We start from the raw sequence: 17,676 nt of genomic DNA, 5'->3' as shown, positions 1-17,676 counted from the left end.
CTATTTTAGTAGCCCAGCGCACATCACGTGCGTTAGTCTAGGGTAATGAACGGTCACAGGCCCGCGACGAGCCTCGATCGCCCCGTCGATTCAGAGGATGAGGTCTCGGCACACTTCGCTCGCCCCTCCACGGGGCCATCGCTGCGCGTCGAATCTGTGCCCGCGCATGCCCAGGACCACTGGCTGGACGAAGCAGAAACCACCGACGCACCGGGAATGTCGTTTATTCGGCGGTTTTTCCGTTCCTCGTTTTCTGGTTCCACCCAAGTCATTACCCGCGTTTTCGGTTTTTTCACCACCACGCCCGGCAAAATGGTCGTCGGCATGATCGTTCTCACTGCCGCCCTGCTGGCGGCGGGATTATCCATGGCGAATTCGGTCTCCAACCGGCAATCCGAGCTCAACCATTTGTTGACCTCCACGGAGCCGATGAGTAACTCCGCGCACAAGCTCTACATGTCGCTCTCGCTGGCAGATACCATCGCCACCACCGGTTTTGTCCAGGCGGGGGTGGAGCCTTCGGAGACCCGCGAGCAATACCTACGCGCAATTGATTCCGCTGCCACAGAGGCCACGGCTGCCGTGCTGGATTCTGACGACGACGATGAATATATCCGGCAGCTGGCGGTACAAATCCAGCGCCAATTGCCGGTCTATTCCGGGCTGGTGGAAGCCGCCCGGACCAATAACCGCGCCGGTAACGCCGTCGGTGCTGCCTATATGTCGAATGCTTCGGCGATGATGCGCAATGACATCCTGCCTGCTGCGGCCTCGTTATTCCGCCTTTCCAGCGGGAATGTCTCCGAACAGCAGGATCGCCTGACGCGCCCGCAGTGGGTTCCGCTGTCTGGCCTGGTGGCTGCGCTGCTGTTTTTAGCCTTCGCGCAGTATTGGCTGTGGCGAATTAGCCAGCGTCGTTTCAACCGGGGATTCGTGGCGGCGACGTTGATGATGGCACTGGCGATGCTCTGGGTCTCGGGCACGAACGTCTACACCTGGCATCTAGGCAGCCGCGGTTTCACTGAGGCGTCTACCCCGTGGGATTCGCTGACCCAGGCCCGCATCGATGCCCAGCGCACCCGCACCGAAGAGATCCTAGCTTTGGTGCAGCGGCGGACGAATTACAACCCATCGTTGGAGTTCTCCTCGACGAATGAGCGGATTTCTGCTGCGCTTGATGATTACCGGGATTCTTCGGCACTCAACACCGAGGCGGCGCGCGCCGGGTCGGCTAGCACCGGGTCGGCTAGCACCGGGTCGGCTCAGGCTGGGGCAGAATCTACCGAGCCTGCCGAGGGCTCCATGATCGAGCAGGCCCGGATTGCTCTGCAGGAATGGGATGAAGCCAAAGCGCACCTGTTGCGCGCGTTGGATTCTGGTAACTACGAAAAAGCCCTGGCCTTGGCGACGGATTCCACAGTCGGCACGGATGCTGCCGGTCCTGCGCCAGACGGCTCCGGCGCTAATCAAACCATGAGTTCGGCGGCCGCCTTTGAGAAGCTCGACGCTGCCTTGGCGGATCTGATTGCCAATGCCCGCGATTCCATGCGCTCGTATCTCAGCGAAAGCCTGGCCGCCCTGAACCTGGTGGCGGCCGCCGTCAGCCTGCTTTCGGTGCTGTCGGTTCTGGCGATCTGGTTGGGTATCCGCCCGCGGATGGTGGAATACCTATGATCCGCCACCACGTAGCCACCGCTAGCCGGGGCAAACAGAGACTGCGCACCCTCGGCGTCGCCACGATGGCCGCCCTGGCGTTGGGCTTGAGTGCCTGCACGACCCCAGATTTCGGCACCGGCCACGGCGCGCTATCACTTCCCCGAGACACCGGCACGGGCATCCCGCTTCCCGCCGGAGCGAGCATAGAAAACCCGGGTACTCGTCGCGGCATCGAAGTAGACGAGCAACCTTTGCTGGGTTCACTCAAACCAGATGGGCGCACCGCCGCCGAGCGCGTCCCGTCGATTGTGCAGCGCGGCTACCTGATCGTCGGCATCCAGCAATCGCAAAACTTATTGTCGTTCCGAGACCCCACCACCGGGCAACTGTCCGGATTTGAGGTCGACCTCGCCCACGAGATCGCGCAAGATATATTCGGCGACCGCAATGCCGTGGATTTCCGCTTCGTCGAATCGCAGCATCGTGTGCACACCCTGCAAACCGGCAAGGTCGACTTTTTGCTTTCCACTCTCACGATCACGCCCGAGCGCCAACAGGACGTCGCCTTTTCCACGCCGTACTTGTCGACGAACACCCGTCTGCTGGTCAACCGCAATTCCGAAATTGGCCGCCTGGAAGATCTCGCCGACCGCACCGTGTGCGTCACCGACAACTCCACAGGTATCAACCTCGCCCGCCTGCACTCCCCGAGTGCGAGCATTTTGAAGGTCGTCACCTGGGCCGATTGCCTGTACGCGATGCAGCACAACCAAGCGGATGCGATTTTGGTCGATGATGTCATTTTGTCCGGGCTGGAAATCCAGGATCCGTACACCGAGATCGTGGGGCCGTCCATCGATTTCGATATCTACGGCGTGGGTATGCCCAAACCGGCCCGCAGCGCAGACGCAGATGAAGTCGCCGAGGCCGAGGGGCTGGTGCGGCAGGTCAATTCCACACTGGAACGCATCCGCGACGATGGCACCTGGTGGCGGCTTTTCCATCATTGGTTCGATGGGCGCTTGTGGACGACCGGCCCACCACCGTTGCACTACCGTGACTACGATGCTGCTTGACGACGCTCAAAGTAAAAAAACGGGAAGGTACCGGGAACGTGATGGTGAAAGTGACGGTGACACAGTGACAGCGCAGAATGAGCCCCGCTCTCACGAGCAGGATTCGGGCAAGCCCGACCCAGACCCAGCTGCACAACCCACTGGGCGGGCCAACGCTGAGCCCGACGTCAGCACAGAGACCGGCTCCAGCACAGAGGCGCCTACGCAAGCTAGCTACGTGCCCGAAGCCGAACCAGCCACCTCCGCGGTGCCCTACGACCCGTTCGCTGACGACGATGACGACGATGACGACGAGGATGACTTCGACATCAGCGGCGACGGCGAAGCCACCTCCGCTGTCGAAGTGAATCTCGACGAAGATAATATCGCCTCGCTGCTCGAAGACCTGCAAAAGATCCGCGACGAAAAAGCCCGGCAAGCGCGACAAAAACAACCGCTGGAAGACACCTCGACGCGTGCTCGTCGGCAAGCACTATCCACCTTCCGTAAACGCCGCCGCGCCCAGCGCACGGCTCGCGCGGTGGCAGATCGCATGGTGCGGCTTCCGTTCGTGGTGCCGACGGACCCGGAAGAAGCGCTGATTGACCCGCAAGAGGCGATCGAGAAAAAACAAATCCCCGCGCCGCAGCTGTCGCCGGGTGATATCGTCGCCCAGCAGTACGAGATCCTCGGGGTGATCGCCCACGGCGGCATGGGCTGGATTTATTTGGCCAACGACCACTTTGTCTCCGGGCGCATCGTGGTGCTCAAGGGCATGCAATCGCAAAAATCCGCCGAGGAGACCGCAGCCGCCGAAGCCGAGCGCGAATTCTTGGCGGATATCACCCACCCGGGCATCGTGAAGATTTTCAATTTCATTGACGACGAGCGCGTGCCCGGCGGGTTCATCGTCATGGAATACGTCGGTGGCCCCTCGCTGCGCCACCGGCGCAACTCGCAGCCGAATCACGTCGTCGCCATTGATATCGCGATCGCCTATATCCTGGAAATTCTGCCTGCGCTGGAATATCTGCATGCCCGCGGGGTGGTCTACAACGACCTGAAGCCGGATAACATCATCATCAGCGAAGACCAGGTGAAAATCATCGACCTGGGCGCGGTCTCGGGGATCGGGGCCTATGGCTATATCTACGGCACGAAGGGTTTCCAGGCCCCCGAGGTTGCGACGAAGGGTCCGTCGATCGCCAGCGATATCTACAGCATCGGGCGCACCCTGGCGGCGCTGACGTTGAACCTGCCCTCCGAGGACGGCATCTATCTGCCTGGTCTGCCGGGCCCGTCAGAGGAGCCGACGATGCGGCGCTACCTGTCGTTTTATCGCCTGCTGCAGCGCGCCACGCACGAGGACCCAGACCAGCGTTTTTCTTCCATCGAAGAGTTGCGCACCCAGCTGTACGGGGTGTTGCGTGAGGTCATCGCCATTCGCGATGGCATCCAGCACCCGGCGCAGCACTCGTTGTTTTCCCCGCAGCGTACGACGTTTGGCACCAAGCACGCGGTGTTTCGCACCGATCAGCTCATCGACGGCATCGAGCGTTCCGTGCACATCACCGCCGCAGAGGTGGTCTCTGCCCTGCCGGTGCCGCTGATTGATCGCAGCGATCCGGGCGCGTCGATGCTGTCGGGTTCGTCGTACACCGAGCCACAGGAAGCGCTGGAAACGCTGCGCCAGGCCATGCACACCAACGAGTATGTGGGTTCGAGGGAGATCCCGCTGGGCGTGGTGCGGGCGATGCTGGACTTGGGTCTGACTACCCAGGCCCGCGAGTGGTTGCACACTTTGGAAGATGACATGGCTCGCAACTGGCGTTTCCGCTGGTATTCCGGGGTCACCGCGACGTTGCTGGATGATTACCGCGATGCGCAGGATCATTTTTCTGCGGTGATGTTTTTATTGCCTGGCGAGGGCGCCCCAAAGCTGGCGTTGGCGGCGGTCGATGAATTGCTGCTGGAAGAACAGGGCCACAACCACTTGAGCTTGATCCCGCCGGAGCTATCGCGGGCAACCACGGGCATTCCTACCTCGTTGTCGAATATCCCCAACGAGTTTTTCTTGGAACAGCCCGATATTTGGGAACACCGCACCGAAGACCCGGTTGCGCTGCGTTTTCATTCCTTAAGGTTGTATTCCATCGTGTGGGAAACAAACCCGGCGACGGTGTCATCCGCGTTTGGTTTGGCGCGCCAGCTGATGGCCGAAAACCAGGTCGAATTGGCAGTGCGCGTGTTGGATCGGGTCTCTCCCGCCTCGCGCCATCACCGGATGGCAGTCTTGACGACGATTTTGCAGCTATTATCCAGCCCTTTGAATGAGCCGTATATTCGGCGTGCGGCGCGGCGGTTGGAATCAATCCCGACGAATGAACCACGCTATTTGCAGGTCAAAACGGCGGTGCTGACCTCTGCGTTGAATTTCTTGCGCTCTGCTGACCTGGAGTTTTCGGCATCTCCGCACGAGTTATTCGATCACACGTTCAGCCAGCACGGTCTGCGCCTGGGGTTATATGACACGCTGCGCGCTCAAGCGCGCAACGCACCGTTCCCGCGGCACCGCTACGCGTTGGTGGATCTGGCGAATATGATCCGGCCGGTTAGCTGGTTTTAGGTTCGCCGTGCTCGTCGGCACTGGTGCCACCGTTGCTGGTGCCACCGTTGCCGGCGTCGTCGGCAGCACCCGCGGCGAGCGTGCTGGAATTGCCGCCAGTGTCTGAGGAGGTGTCCCCGGAGCGATCCTCGCCGGCCGTGTCGGCGTCCGCGTCGGCGCCCGCGTCTGCGTTACCGACTGCGTCCGCGTCGGTGTTGCCGTCCACGCCCGCAGGGGCTTGCGATTTCGCAGCATCCGCAGCAGCAGAGGCCGCAATCGAGATCTGCATGCTGGCTTCCCGCGCCGCCAGATGCGCGGCATCGGTGTTATCGGCGGTCGATAACACCACACCCATGCGTCGTCCGGGATAGCTTCCGGCTTTTCCGAACAGCACCACGGTGGTCTCTGGATGCGCTAACGCGCCTTCCAATCCGCTGTAACTCAAAAAATCGCCGTTCACATCAGCCCGCAGCATCCGCGCGGCACCAGGCGAGGTCAGGGTCACATCAATCGGCATGCCCAAAATCGCCCGCGCGTGCAAGTCGAACTGCGAGAAGCGTTGCGTCGCCATAGTGACCATGCCCGTATCTGTCGGTCGCGGCGAGACCGACGAGAAATACACATCGTCGCCAGCCACGAACAGCTCCACGCCGTAAACGCCGCGCCCGCCCAATTCATTCGAAATACGGGCGGCAATCGATCGTGCATTTTCCCAGGCAACCTGGCTTAATTGCAGCGGCTGCCAGGAATCGATCAACCCGCCATTGCGGTGATCGTGCCCAATGGGCTCGGCAAACCAGGTCGCCATCTCGCCGGTGGCTGGGTCAATCGAGCGCACCGCAAGCTGCGTGACTTCAAAATCAAAGTCAACAAAGCGCTCTACAATCACCCGGCCGTCGAAATGCGGTTCCGTAGACGCGGTCTCCCAGGCTTCTTGCACATCATCGCCGTAGCGCACCACCATGTGCCCGCGCCCGTTCGAGGTCACCGCAGGTTTCACGATGCTGGGATAGCCCATGTCTTCCAGGATCGTCGCCAGCTCTTCCGGGCTGGACGCAAAATCATAGGCCGTCGTCGGCAAGCCCAGCTGTTCCGAGGCGGTACGACGAATGGCCTCGCGTTCCATGGTCAGCTCGCACGCACGCGCACCCGGCACAACGATCGCAGAGCTGCCTTCTTCAATTTCGCGCAGAGCTTCGACCGCAACAATCTCGATTTCTGGCACCACGTAATGCGGCTCAATGCGCCGCGCCAGCTCCAGCACGGCCTGCGCATCGGTGACATCCGCGACGTAGGAATACTGCGCGACCTGGTGCCCCGGCGCGCCATTACGCTTGTCGACGGCGTGTACTTCCAGGCCCAGCCGCTGGAAACTAATAGCTAGTTCGCGGCCAATCTCACCAGCGCCGAGTAGCAGCACGCGCGTCGCGTTAGGGCTCAACGGGGTGCCGATGACCTCGCCGCTGCCGTTGAGCTCGGTAATACCAAAGCTGCCAGCCCCGCCAGCGTTGCCGGCATTCCCGGTGGTGGTTGCGTCGTCAGTCATGACTGCCTATTTTCCCGCCAACACGTCGTGGCGCACGATGGTTTGCTCCCGTGACGGGCCGACTCCGATATACGACATGCGCGTGCCGGACAGCTCCTCTAGCCGCAGGACGTAATCCTGCGCACGCTGCGGCAACTCGTCGAAGGTGGAGCAGCCGCTGATGTCTTCGTCCCAGGCAGGCATCTTTTCAAAGATCGGCTTGGCGTGGTGCACCTCGGATTGCGAGATCGGCATCTCGTCGTGCCGCACGCCGTCGACGTCGTAGGCAACGCAGATCGGAATCTCGCCGATGCCGGTGAGCACGTCCAGTTTGGTGAGGAAGTAATCGGTAAAACCGTTAACGCGGCTGGCGTAGCGCGCGATCACCGAGTCATACCAACCGCAACGGCGGCGACGCCCGGTATTCACGCCCACTTCACCACCAGTTTCTTGCAGGTAGTCGCCCCATTCGTCGAAAAGCTCCGTCGGAAACGGGCCCGCACCCACGCGGGTGGTATACGCCTTGATGATGCCCAGGGAGGTATCGATGCGGGTCGGGCCAATACCGGAGCCCACGCACGCGCCGCCGGCCGTCGGGTTCGACGAGGTCACGAACGGGTAGGTGCCGTGGTCGACGTCCAGCATGGTGGCCTGGCCGCCTTCCATCAGGATGTGCTTGCCGGCCGACAGCGCCTCGTTGAGCTCGCGTTCGGAATCAATGACCATCGGGCGTAGGCGCTCGGCGTAGGACAAGAAGTAGTCCACCACCTCGTCGGCCGGGATGGCTTTGCGGTTATACATCTTCACCAGCATCTGGTTTTTCACATCCAGCGCCGATTCCACCTTCTGCCGCAGAATGGATTCGTCGAAAATGTCCTGCACGCGGATGCCCACGCGGGCAACTTTGTCCTGGTAGGTCGGGCCGATACCGCGACCAGTGGTGCCGATGGCGCGCTTGCCCAAAAAGCGTTCCTGCACCCGGTCCAGCGTCTGGTGGTACGGCGCAACCAAGTGCGCGTTGGCGGAAATCTTCAACCGCGAGGCATTCGCGCCGCGCGCCTCCAGGGCGTCGACCTCCTCGAACAACGCCTCCAGGTTGATAACAACGCCGTTCCCCAGCACGGGCACCGCGTTTTCAGACAAAATGCCCGCCGGCAACAGCTTGAGCTCGTATTTTTCGCCGCCAACGACGACGGTATGGCCAGCGTTGTTGCCGCCATTAGGCTTGACGACGTAATCCACCTGGCTTCCCAGGATGTCTGTGGCTTTACCTTTGCCTTCATCGCCCCATTGGGCGCCGACGATGACGATCGCTGCCATACCTACCTCATCACTTCCCTGCGGTCAGTAGTTTGATCAGCCTCATAGCCTACTAGGTATTACGCCACCTGGATAATTTTTAGGCAGTGCCACGATGCTTGGTTACGATGCATATCATGCGCGTGCTGATTCTGCGCTGTGGCGAGACCGCGGCGAAGCTGGATTTACCTGCCACCTTGCACCATTCTGCGGGCGTGGAGATTTATGATCTGCCTGCGGTCCCTGGCCGCGGCGATCTGAAATTTTTATCGGCCCAGGCCCAGCAATTGTTGCCGGAAGATCCCACTCCGTCGTTGGATGAGATTCAAGCGCAGCCTCGCGTTGAGCACCAGGCAGCCCCGCAGTTGGCACCACAAAAGCCGGCGATGCCGTTGCGCATCATCGTCATCGGCTCGGATGCTGCATTGTCTGCGGTGCTCACACGGATGATGCGCGCAGATATCATGTGGCCGCAGGTCGGCTTTGTCCCTGTGCTTGACGACGCTTTTCCAGCCGGGGCTTCCTCAGCCGCACAGAATTGGTCTATCCCCACCGAGCCCGCCGCTGCGTTGAAATTAGCGCTGACCGGTGAGGTGCAGCCAGTCCCGCTAATCCGCAACGATGCTGGGCAGGTCGTGGCTGGTTCTGCCACGATCAGCCACTGGGACGCTACACCGATCACCGGCGAAATCATCGTCGACGATGCAACCTTAGTGCAGCAAGATGCACGTGCAGCAACAAACGCTACCGATGGGGCAGGCGAAAAATCCCCACGACAACCACTAGAATACGGCGCCCGTCTAGTACCGATGCTGGATGCTCCGGGCATCGCAGCCGTGCGTGCGATTTCGCCGGTAGAGCCACTAAACTCCGCGGGATCTGCAGAAACAGGGGCAAAAGCACAAGCACCCTCCGAAACATCTACACCCCGCCGCCGCGGCTGGCTGGCTCGCTGGCGCAAGAACAAAGCTTCCACCCCACCCGTCGGCAAGCTCGATCCTGCCTCGCTGGTGACCGGTCGCGCGGTGCAAGCAGGTGGGCCGGAACTCGCGGTACACGTCGACGGGGTGCGGAACGCGCGCCCGCAAAAACGCGTGACGTTTTATCGCCATTTGCGGGATCTACAGATCATCCGGCCGTGATTCTCGAGGCTTTCTCTGTTTGTCATATTTTTCGACCACGCCGCGGACGTTTTCTTGAATGTCTACAACCTCCCACACCTCCGGCGGATACGCCGGGGTCGACGAGGTCGGAGCCAGCACCGAGACCGCAGATTCATGCGACATGCCTGCCACCATCAATAGGTCAACGGTAAGAAACCGCACCTGCGACAAAATGGCGTATTCGGAAAGCACGGGATCATCGCTAATGACAGAAAGATCCGCGCGTGCACCAATAATCCGCAAACGGTTCACGATGCCGGGGATTTCGTGGGCCTGGCTAACCCGCGCGCTGGTTTCATAAATTTGCGAAAGCTCGACGGTGATCTCAGACAGCTCATCGATAATGTTGATCAGCCGCGGGGTGATCTTATCGCCGTCAACACTCAGTACCACGCAACGCCGGGCCAACACCCGCACGTTTCGTGTGGCATTGTCGACGGGCGTGAGGATGCGCTCGATGGAGCGCAGGTGCTTGCGCGAACCCCAGCGAAACGGCGAGAGCCCAGCGATTTCCCGGCCGGAAGCGGTTGCTTCCAGCATGTGATCGATATTCGACTGCGTACCACGCACCTGCTGTAGGGCATCTTCAATGCGCTCCGAGTCTCCCTTTTCTGCGCCCTCGGCAACGTCGTGCAGCACGGAGGACGAAACCGAGAGCACTTTCGCGATTTCATGCCGGGCATCGCGCAAAGCAGAATTCGGGATGAGTGCAATCGAAAGCACGCCAATGACCGAACCGATTGCAGCGTCAATGATGCGTTCGGTACCGCCACCGTGTGGCATGATGGTCGCGATCAGGATGGCACCGATCGCAACCTGGTTGCTCACCAACTGTGATTTCGAGAGCAACGCCGCAACTGTCAGCGAAATCGCTACCCCGGCAGCAATCTGCCAATCACCAGTGCCCAGAGTATGCACCAGCAACTGGCCCACGCCGACGCCGACCACACCAGCGATCGACATTTCCAGGGCCTTGTTCAGGCGATTACCCCCAGAAATGCCGAGGGTGACCACTACCGCGATGGGAGCGAAAAATGGAATCTCGTGGCCGAAAAACGTCTGCGCCACCCAAAAAGCCAGACCCGCACCAACGGCCGCCTGCACGATAAAGATAAAGCGTTTGCGCACACGCCGCAGCCGCGACAGCAGCGAGTGGTCAATTTGCCGCAGACGCTCGCGGGTCGAGATCCTCTTTTCGGCCATGGGGCTTAACGCGCGGTGGTCTGCCCCGCCGAGCGCAGCACCTGGCAGGACTCAATCACGCGATCTGCCATGGAGCGCTCGGCCTTCTTCAGGTACGAGCGTGGGTCATAAACCTTTTTGTTGCCAACTTCTCCGTCGATCTTGAACACGCCGTCGTAGTTGCTGAACATGTGGCGGGCGACCGGGTTGGTGAACGCATACTGCGTATCGGTGTCGATGTTCATCTTGATCACGCCATAGCGCAGTGATTCTTCGATCTTGGAAGGCTCCGAACCGGAACCGCCGTGGAAGACGTAGTCGAACGGCTGGGAGCCGTCGGCAAGCCCGAGCTTCTGCACCGCTACCTTTTGGCCTTCGTCGAGCACCTCTGGGCGCAGCTTCACATTGCCTGGCTTGTAGACACCATGCACGTTGCCGAACGTCGCTGCCAGCAGGTAGCGGCCGTTTTCGCCGGTACCCAGGGCGTCGATGGTCTTTTCGAAATCTTCTGCGGTGGTGTACAAGTTTGCACCGGCCTTGGCTTCCACGCCGTCTTCTTCACCACCGACGACGCCGATTTCCACCTCCAGGATGATGTTCGCCGCGCGGGCCTGCGCCAGCAAATCCTGGGCGATCTCCAGGTTCTCGTCGATCGGGATCGCCGAACCATCCCACATGTGGGACTGGAACAATGGCTGCTGCCCGGCAGCGACGCGCTCTTGGGAGATCTTCAGCAATGGACGCACGAAGTCGTCGAGACGTTCTTTCTGGCAGTGGTCCGTGTGCAGCGCGATGTTCACGCCGTAGTGCGAAGCCGCCTCGTGGGCGAATGCCGCCAGTGCCTTCGCACCCGCAACCTTGTTCTTTACCGCCTGGCCGGAACCGAATTCCGCACCGCCGATGGAAAACTGAATGATGCCATCAGATTCGGCTTCTGCAAACCCCTGCAATGCAGCGTTGATGGTCTCGGAAGAAGTGCAGTTGATCGCGGGGAAGGCGAATTGCTCCTTCTTCGCGCGATCAAGCATCTCGTTATAAACCTCAGGGGTGGCAATAGGCATAAAACATCCTCCAACGTTGGATCTGCGTTCTCGAATTCCAATTATGCCTGAGCTTGCGCTAACCCGCAGCCGACGGCTCTTCGGCAAGCGCTAGCCGCGCCATCGCCTCCAGTGCCATCCAGCCAGAAAGCTGCACCGACAAATCCCGCTCAGCGATGCGCAGAACTCCGACTTTTTCGCGGATCGACATCGGCCCCAAACCAAAGTTGTGCGGCAACAACGCATCGCTAGTCCAGTCGGTAGCGAAGACCGGCAGGCCATCGACTTCCAGACGGTGGGTCCAGACTGATTCCGCCGAAGCGCGCACCAGGCGGGCGGCGAGTTTGCGGGTGGCGCGGCTAGCTGGAGAATCATTGGGTAAGCGCACGGCGACGTCGGCAAGATAGCGCACCAAAATGCCTTTGAACAGGCCACCGTCGCCATCGCCGGTATCCCAATCGATTACGCCCGCGGGCGTGGCCATGTGCTGGGAAATCGCGTGCACCAAACTACGGATGCGGCTGATATAGGTCATGGCAGCATCGGCGTGCTCGGCTTCATGCACCGATTGGATGTCTTCCAAACTGTGAATGCCGTGTTCTTTGCGCAGCTGCAGCGCGATCTCCAGGCACGCACCCAACATGACGCCTTGGCAATACGGGTGAATATCGCGCACGATCTCCGGGCCGTGCATGCGCATGCGCATGCCATCCATGATCAGGCCATCGTCGTTGTGCAGATTATCGAAAACCCAATCAACGATGTGGATGGCTTCATCCCAGTGACCGGTGCGCGCAAGCATGATCGCCACCGGACCGTTGGCGGGCACGTTATAAAACGTCGAACGCGCGTCGCGCCACGGCACAACCCCCATCGTCTCATCCAGCCCGGCGCGCAGATTCGAGCGCAGAGCTGCCAGTTGCGGCGGGGTTCCCAGTTTTTCTGCGGCATCCACGCGCCCGAAAGCGAGCGCCAACCAGGCTTTATCGTCGTAATATTTATTGCGATCCAGCCCCCGGATCTGCCGCAGACTGATACCGCGCATGGTTGCCGCGATCCGTGCCTTGCGGGTTTTCGTCGGCTGTCGCAGCGCCGCATCCACCTGGCAGTCCAAGTAGTGCGCCTGCCACCAGTAATGCCAGTGAATGAACAAGCGTTCTTTGAATAAGGCCGGCCAGCTCACCCGGGCGAGATTCGTGCGCGGCAGTGACCACAGCGGACCAGCATGCCGGTCGTTGATTGCGGTCTCGGCGAGATCCGCCCGGTGGGACCATTTTTCTTGCACTCTTATCCCATCACTAACGGGGGTTTACAGGTGATCAGGCAGCCGCGCGCCAGCAGCCACACCAGGCCACCGCACGCATAAGTATTTTTATACAATACCGCGTCGTGATGTGTTCTGCAGCATAATGCGCTGCAGGGGTGGCCGGAACCGCTTGGCTGTTTCTACTTGGGTGTTTCTACCAGGACTGCCCCAAATCGGCGTGTTGCCTAATCCAGGCGTGCATGGCAATCCCCGCAGCCACCCCCGCGTTAATCGAACGCGTCGAACCAAACTGCGCGATCGAACACGTCATCACCGACGCCTGGCTGGTCTCTGCGCTCACACCGGGGCCTTCTTGCCCGAATACCAGCAAGCAACGGCGCGGCAACTCGGCGGTTTCCAACGGCACACAGCCTGGCGTGTTGTCGATCGCTACCACGGTCAGGTCATTCTCAGCAGCCCAGGCCACCAGCTTGTCGACGTCTGCATGGTGCTGCAGATGCTGGTAGCGGTCAGTGACCATCGCGCCGCGCCGGTTCCACCGACGCCGACCGACGATGTGCACCGTGTCGACGGCAAAAGCATTCGCGGTACGCACCACGGTGCCGATATTCGCGTCGTTTTCGAAGTTCTCGATCGCGATGTGCAGCTCGTGCCGCCGGGAATCAATATCCGCGATGATCGCCTCGCGCTTCCAGTAGCGGTAAGCGTCGACGACGTTGCGGCGGTCGCCGTCGGCAAGCAACTCCGGGTCCAGACGCGGATCATCCGGCAGCGGGCCTTCCCACGGGCCGACGCCATGCCGGCCTTCCGCCCATTCCGTCGGGCCCTTGTGCTCTTCAGCGGTAGCGCGTTCAGGTTTTCCGGTATCTGGCGCCCCGATATCCGGTTTTCCGGTACCAGGCTTTCCGGTGCCTGGCTGGCTGGTCTCCCCCATTACAGACCCAGGTCCTCCAGGCCCAGCAGACTGCGGTATTCCAGACCTTCAGCGCGAATGGCATCGGCTGCGCCGGTAGCGCGATCGACGACGGTGGCAACACCAACGACCTCCGCCCCGGCTTCACGCAAAGCTGCCACGGCGGTGAGCGGGGAGTTTCCGGTGGTAGTGGTATCTTCCACGACCAGCACCTTCTGGCCTTCGACGTTGACGCCTTCAATACGGCGCTGCATGCCGTGCTTTTTCGCCTCTTTGCGTACGACGAAAGAATCAATCGCTCGGCCGTCGGCATGCATGATGGAGGTGGCAACCGGATCTGCACCCAAGGTCAGGCCACCGGCGGCGACGTAATCCCAGTCGGCGGTTTTCTCGCGCAGCAGCGAACCAATCAAGCGGGATGCCTCATGGTGCAACGTCGCGCGGCGCAGGTCAACGTAGTAGTCGGCTTCCTTGCCCGACGACAGTGTCACCCGGCCATGGACGACGGCGAGCTCGCGCACGAGTTCTGCCAGGCGGGAAAGATCTTTTTGCGATGGTGCATTCTGCTGCTCAGTCATGGCTTCTACCTTAGTCGTCATTCATCACCGAAAATCGACGGGCCGGAGGACAAATCCCGCCGCATATGCGGGCGTTTACCGCGACTGCGTTCTGCGGAGTTATCGGTGCCATCGGCAATCGCATCGACCTCGTCGGCTCCGAGTGCATACGGTTCCAGGTAGCCGCGAGCATCCGCCTTACTGCGGGTTGGCAGCTCGACGGGTTCGCTGGGGCGCTGTACCGGCGGATGATCCTGCGGGTCAGGAACGACATGCAGCGGCTGGTTATTCTCGAAGACTGGGGGCTGTTTCGGACCCATCATCCGGGTGGGATCCGCCCCGTCGAATTTTAAAATTTGCTTCGCCATTGATCGCGGGGGCAGCACGCGAGCAGCGTCGGCAAGCAAGCCCAGCGGCGCCAGCATCTCATCCCAATCTGCAGCATGGGAGCCTTTATCGGTTTGTGCCAGCACCCAATCGGATTCGATCCACACCGCGGTAACGATCTCCGGCAAGTTATCGCAGGCAGTGACCACGCGCGCATCAATCATACGACTGGCGACGGCAGCATCAGTGGCATAGGCCGTGAAATCCCCAATGTGGCCGACCTCCAGCAGGTCATCAAAATCTGCCTCACCGGTGGTGCGATCAGTACGCTGGTCGCGGTCTGCCCGGCGGAAATCCACGACGATTTCAGTCGCCGCCCCGGTGCGCATGGCCATGACGTTCACACCACCGAGATCCATCAACACCATCTCGTGGCCGAAGGCGGAACCTTGCACGATATCTTTCGGTGCTGCACCCCCGGCTGCGGCACCGCGGGTCCACTCATCAACGAGGTATTCGTCGTGCTTGGCAAAGCTGAAGCCGTTCTTTTCTGCCCACTGCCGACGCTCGCGGCGCAGCGCCCCCGGAATGATGGAATCGCGGCGCGGGCCAGCTGGCTTGGCGACGGGCGCTGGCTCTGGTTCGGCGGTTGGCTCAGGTTCGGGCTCTTGCTGTTGCTGTTGCTCGAGCTCCAGTTCTAGCTCGGGCTGTTGTTCTAGCTCGGGCTGTTGTTCTAGCTCTGATTCTGGTTCTGGTTCTCGTCCTGGTTCTAGCTCTGGTTTTTGCCGTGGCTCGGCCTGTTGTTCTAGATCAGGTTGTTGTTCTAGCTCTGATTGTTCTAAGTCTGGCTCGCGCGCATATTCAAACTCACTCTCAGATTGATAGTCGCGTTCGAAATCTTGCGCAGTATCGTGCGCAGTTTCGTGTTCAATTTCGTGCTCAGTTTCGTGCGCAGGTAGCCCGGAATCGTCGGCAAGCACGTCATCGGTGACCGGTTCGCCGTCCAGCACATCATCATGTTGTGGCAGTTGTTCCGCAGTAGCGAGTTCTTCATCATCCAAGACTCGACCCCGGGACGGCGCATCGCCATAACTGGCCTGGGAGGACCATTCAGCGTGTTCTTCCGTAGTGCCTGGCTCGTCGGAATTAAGCTCGTCGGAAAACGTATCGTCGACAAGCGCAGCACCAGTAGTGGTGTGCTCTGGCCGGTCCGCTGGCTGAACAGCAGCAGGCGATTCCTGTTGCTGGGCGCGGCGTTGCTTCGAATCCAGGTACCACAAAAACACAGCTGCGGCCCCGGCGATAACGGCCAGGATTAGTAGAACATACGGCATGCAGTCAGTTTAACGTGAAGTTTCCACAGGATTGGCAGCATTCGCCGACCACTGCGACCAGCCGCCCACGTAATGTGACGCACCGGTCAGCCCAGCGTGTTCCGCCAGGGCCAGCGCCAGGCCCGAATGGTTTCCAGAACCGGAATAAAACATGGTGCCCTCGCCCTTGGTCACGCCTGCTTGGGCAAAAACCTCGCGGATTTCTTCTTTTGGCTTTGCCAGACGATTCGGTGTCAGCAGATCCCGCATGGACGCATTCACCGCGCCCGGAATATGGCCGGCTTTCAAATCCAAATTCTCTTGTTTGCCGGAGTAACGCCAATAAGAGCGAGTGTCGACGAGCATGCCATCGAAATTGCGCACCTGATCAATAGTGGCCGAAGGCATAGACCCCGGCTGGATCGTCAGCGCAGAGCCCATCGCGATATTGCCAGGACCGCACATGGTGTCGAAGCCTTCGCGATACCACTGCGCCAATCCGCCATCCAAGATGGAGACGTTTTTAATACCTGCCCAGCGCAGCACCCACCAGGCACGGCCCGCGAAAAAACCCTGGCCATCGTCATAAACCACCACTGGGCGATCACCACGCAGCCCCCAGCGATTGACGTTGGCTTGCAAACGCGCCGGATCCGGCAGCGGGTTGCGCCCAGCCTTGGACCCCGGCAAACCGGCAAGGGTGGTGGCGGGGTTGACGTGCTGGGCAGTGGGAATATGCCCGGCGCGGAATTGTCGGAAGCTGTTTCCTTGCCCCGGAACCCAGGTGGTAGCAAGCAGGGTGAGTTTGTCTCCGCGGTGGATTTTGTCGTGTAATTCTTCGGCACTGACCAGGACGCTCATGGCACCCAGTGTAGGTGCAATCGCGTGTGCGTGTAGGTGGTGTTGCTTGTCGACGTGGGCAGCGTCGCTTGTCGACGCAAAGCTCGCCGCCAGCGCTTTAAGGCACCTGGTAGCTGCGGTCCTGCTGATCAGTAATCAACATGTGCCCCGGCGCGTGCGTAATCGCGAGCTCTGGGCGGGACTGCATCACCATCGCCTGCGGGGTCACCCCACATGCCCAAAACACCGGCACGTCACCGTCTTCACTAACCGGCGGATCGCCAAAGTCTGGGTTCTGCAGATCACTAATTCCCAGCGCTGCCGGATCTCCAATGTGGACCGGCGCCCCGTGCACCGCCGGGTAGCGTGAACTAATGCGCACCGCATCAGCTACTTGCGCAGCCGGAATCATCCGCAACGAGACGACGAGGTTACCCGACAGACGCCCGGCTGGCCGGCACGCGATAGTGGTCGTATACATGGGCACGTTGCGCCCGGCAGTGATGTGACGAACCGGCACGCCATTATCCACCAGTGGGTGTTCGAAACTAAACGAGCATCCTAATAAAAACGCCACCAGATCATCGCGCCATGCGGCACGAGCATCCGCGATTTCGTCGACAAGCTCGCCGCCCCGAAACACCCGATATGCCGGGGCATCGGTGCGCACGTCGGCATCGTCTGCGGCGAAGATCCCGCCGCGTACCTGACCAGGTTCCAAGACCTCCAACACTGGGCATGGCTTGGGGTTGCGTTGGGCAAACAGCAAGAAATCAAACGCCAACTCGCGCGGCAACGCAATCAAGTTGGCCTGCGTATAGCCTGCAGACCAACCACTGGTAGGGGTCACCAATCCGTCGCGAAACCGTCGGCGAGCAGCCGCTGGGGTCACAGTGCGCGTATCCATGACCATCAGACTAGTCGGGAATCACAC

At 60.6% G+C, this 17,676-nt stretch carries 14 protein-coding genes; 4 read left to right on the top strand and 10 right to left on the bottom strand.

The genetic code is table 11. The features are described from left to right. Window positions 1–45 precede the first annotated feature (45 nt). Genes U1140_RS05515 through U1140_RS05505 form a run of 3 tightly spaced genes read left to right on the top strand, consistent with a single transcriptional unit; the run spans window position 46 to window position 5,337 of the window. Window positions 46–1,674, top strand: a complete 1,629-nt coding sequence (locus U1140_RS05515) for a hypothetical protein (RefSeq protein WP_369846540.1) — start codon at window positions 46–48, stop codon at window positions 1,672–1,674. After that, entirely contained in the window at window positions 1,671–2,732 is a 1,062-nt protein-coding gene (locus U1140_RS05510) for a glutamate ABC transporter substrate-binding protein (protein ID WP_369846539.1), read from the top strand. The genes U1140_RS05515 and U1140_RS05510 overlap by 4 nt, the downstream gene beginning before the upstream one ends. Beyond that, window positions 2,722–5,337, top strand: coding sequence for a tetratricopeptide repeat protein (locus U1140_RS05505; RefSeq protein WP_369846603.1), 2,616 nt, complete (start codon window positions 2,722–2,724; stop codon window positions 5,335–5,337). The genes U1140_RS05510 and U1140_RS05505 overlap by 11 nt, the downstream gene beginning before the upstream one ends. Here the strand turns inward: U1140_RS05505 and purT are convergent. Next, complete coding sequence (purT, locus tag U1140_RS05500) at window positions 5,324–6,862, bottom strand: formate-dependent phosphoribosylglycinamide formyltransferase (RefSeq protein WP_369846538.1); 1,539 nt, start codon at window positions 6,860–6,862, stop codon at window positions 5,324–5,326. The two genes, U1140_RS05505 and purT, sit on opposite strands and share 14 nt — an antisense overlap. 6 nt (window positions 6,863–6,868) lie before the next feature. Then, the gene (locus U1140_RS05495; protein WP_369846537.1) at window positions 6,869–8,161 is read right to left on the bottom strand and encodes an adenylosuccinate synthase; all 1,293 of its coding nucleotides are present in this window, start codon (window positions 8,159–8,161) and stop codon (window positions 6,869–6,871) included. A gap of 116 nt (window positions 8,162–8,277) precedes the next feature. Between U1140_RS05495 and U1140_RS05490 the strand changes: the two genes are divergently transcribed. Beyond that, a complete protein-coding gene (locus tag U1140_RS05490) occupies window positions 8,278–9,282 on the top strand; it encodes a hypothetical protein (protein WP_369846536.1) in 1,005 nt (334 codons plus the stop codon). Here U1140_RS05490 and U1140_RS05485 read toward each other — a convergent pair. The 8 genes from U1140_RS05485 to U1140_RS05450 form a co-directional block, all read right to left on the bottom strand. Then, on the bottom strand, window positions 9,262–10,506 hold the full coding sequence (locus tag U1140_RS05485; protein WP_369846535.1) for an FUSC family protein: 1,245 nt from the start codon (window positions 10,504–10,506) through the stop codon (window positions 9,262–9,264). The genes U1140_RS05490 and U1140_RS05485 overlap by 21 nt on opposite strands. A 5-nt stretch (window positions 10,507–10,511) precedes the next feature. Beyond that, complete coding sequence (gene fbaA / locus U1140_RS05480) at window positions 10,512–11,546, bottom strand: class II fructose-bisphosphate aldolase (protein ID WP_369846534.1); 1,035 nt, start codon at window positions 11,544–11,546, stop codon at window positions 10,512–10,514. Window positions 11,547–11,604: 58 nt separating this feature from the next. Further along, window positions 11,605–12,810 (bottom strand): glycoside hydrolase family 76 protein, encoded by a 1,206-nt coding sequence (locus tag U1140_RS05475; protein WP_369846533.1) that lies wholly within the window; start codon window positions 12,808–12,810, stop codon window positions 11,605–11,607. Between the two features lie 175 nt (window positions 12,811–12,985). Next, the gene (locus tag U1140_RS05470) at window positions 12,986–13,726 is read right to left on the bottom strand and encodes a TrmH family RNA methyltransferase (RefSeq protein ID WP_369846532.1); all 741 of its coding nucleotides are present in this window, start codon (window positions 13,724–13,726) and stop codon (window positions 12,986–12,988) included. Beyond that, window positions 13,726–14,283, bottom strand: a complete 558-nt coding sequence (gene pyrE, locus U1140_RS05465; RefSeq protein WP_369846531.1) for an orotate phosphoribosyltransferase — start codon at window positions 14,281–14,283, stop codon at window positions 13,726–13,728. The genes U1140_RS05470 and pyrE overlap by 1 nt, the downstream gene beginning before the upstream one ends. A 17-nt stretch (window positions 14,284–14,300) precedes the next feature. Continuing rightward, window positions 14,301–15,923 (bottom strand): hypothetical protein, encoded by a 1,623-nt coding sequence (locus U1140_RS05460; RefSeq protein WP_369846530.1) that lies wholly within the window; start codon window positions 15,921–15,923, stop codon window positions 14,301–14,303. 9 nt (window positions 15,924–15,932) lie between these two features. Continuing rightward, complete coding sequence (locus tag U1140_RS05455; protein WP_369846529.1) at window positions 15,933–16,763, bottom strand: sulfurtransferase; 831 nt, start codon at window positions 16,761–16,763, stop codon at window positions 15,933–15,935. A gap of 97 nt (window positions 16,764–16,860) precedes the next feature. Next, the gene (locus U1140_RS05450; protein WP_369846527.1) at window positions 16,861–17,649 is read right to left on the bottom strand and encodes a putative hydro-lyase; all 789 of its coding nucleotides are present in this window, start codon (window positions 17,647–17,649) and stop codon (window positions 16,861–16,863) included. Window positions 17,650–17,676: the final 27 nt, after the last annotated feature.

The sequence above is a fragment of the Corynebacterium drakensteinense genome, assembly GCF_041224285.1.
In the GTDB taxonomy this organism is placed as follows: Bacteria; Actinomycetota; Actinomycetes; order Mycobacteriales; family Mycobacteriaceae; genus Corynebacterium.
Note: the sequence above shows the minus strand (reverse complement) of the source record. Positions and strands in the feature narration are given on the sequence as shown.

Excerpts from the sequence above, each read along its gene's own strand:
- U1140_RS05495 (WP_369846537.1), bottom strand. The coding sequence starts at position 8,161 with ATGGCAGCGATCGTCATCGTCGGCGCCCAATGGGGCGATGAAGGCAAA.
- fbaA (WP_369846534.1), bottom strand. The coding sequence starts at position 11,546 with ATGCCTATTGCCACCCCTGAGGTTTATAACGAGATGCTTGATCGCGCG.
- U1140_RS05515 (WP_369846540.1), top strand. The coding sequence starts at position 46 with ATGAACGGTCACAGGCCCGCGACGAGCCTCGATCGCCCCGTCGATTCA.
- U1140_RS05505 (WP_369846603.1), top strand. The coding sequence starts at position 2,722 with ATGCTGCTTGACGACGCTCAAAGTAAAAAAACGGGAAGGTACCGGGAA.
- U1140_RS05460 (WP_369846530.1), bottom strand. The coding sequence starts at position 15,923 with ATGCCGTATGTTCTACTAATCCTGGCCGTTATCGCCGGGGCCGCAGCT.
- U1140_RS05490 (WP_369846536.1), top strand. The coding sequence starts at position 8,278 with ATGCGCGTGCTGATTCTGCGCTGTGGCGAGACCGCGGCGAAGCTGGAT.
- purT (WP_369846538.1), bottom strand. The coding sequence starts at position 6,862 with ATGACTGACGACGCAACCACCACCGGGAATGCCGGCAACGCTGGCGGG.
- U1140_RS05455 (WP_369846529.1), bottom strand. The coding sequence starts at position 16,763 with ATGAGCGTCCTGGTCAGTGCCGAAGAATTACACGACAAAATCCACCGC.
- pyrE (WP_369846531.1), bottom strand. The coding sequence starts at position 14,283 with ATGACTGAGCAGCAGAATGCACCATCGCAAAAAGATCTTTCCCGCCTG.
- U1140_RS05485 (WP_369846535.1), bottom strand. The coding sequence starts at position 10,506 with ATGGCCGAAAAGAGGATCTCGACCCGCGAGCGTCTGCGGCAAATTGAC.
- U1140_RS05470 (WP_369846532.1), bottom strand. The coding sequence starts at position 13,726 with ATGGGGGAGACCAGCCAGCCAGGCACCGGAAAGCCTGGTACCGGAAAA.
- U1140_RS05510 (WP_369846539.1), top strand. The coding sequence starts at position 1,671 with ATGATCCGCCACCACGTAGCCACCGCTAGCCGGGGCAAACAGAGACTG.
- U1140_RS05450 (WP_369846527.1), bottom strand. The coding sequence starts at position 17,649 with ATGGATACGCGCACTGTGACCCCAGCGGCTGCTCGCCGACGGTTTCGC.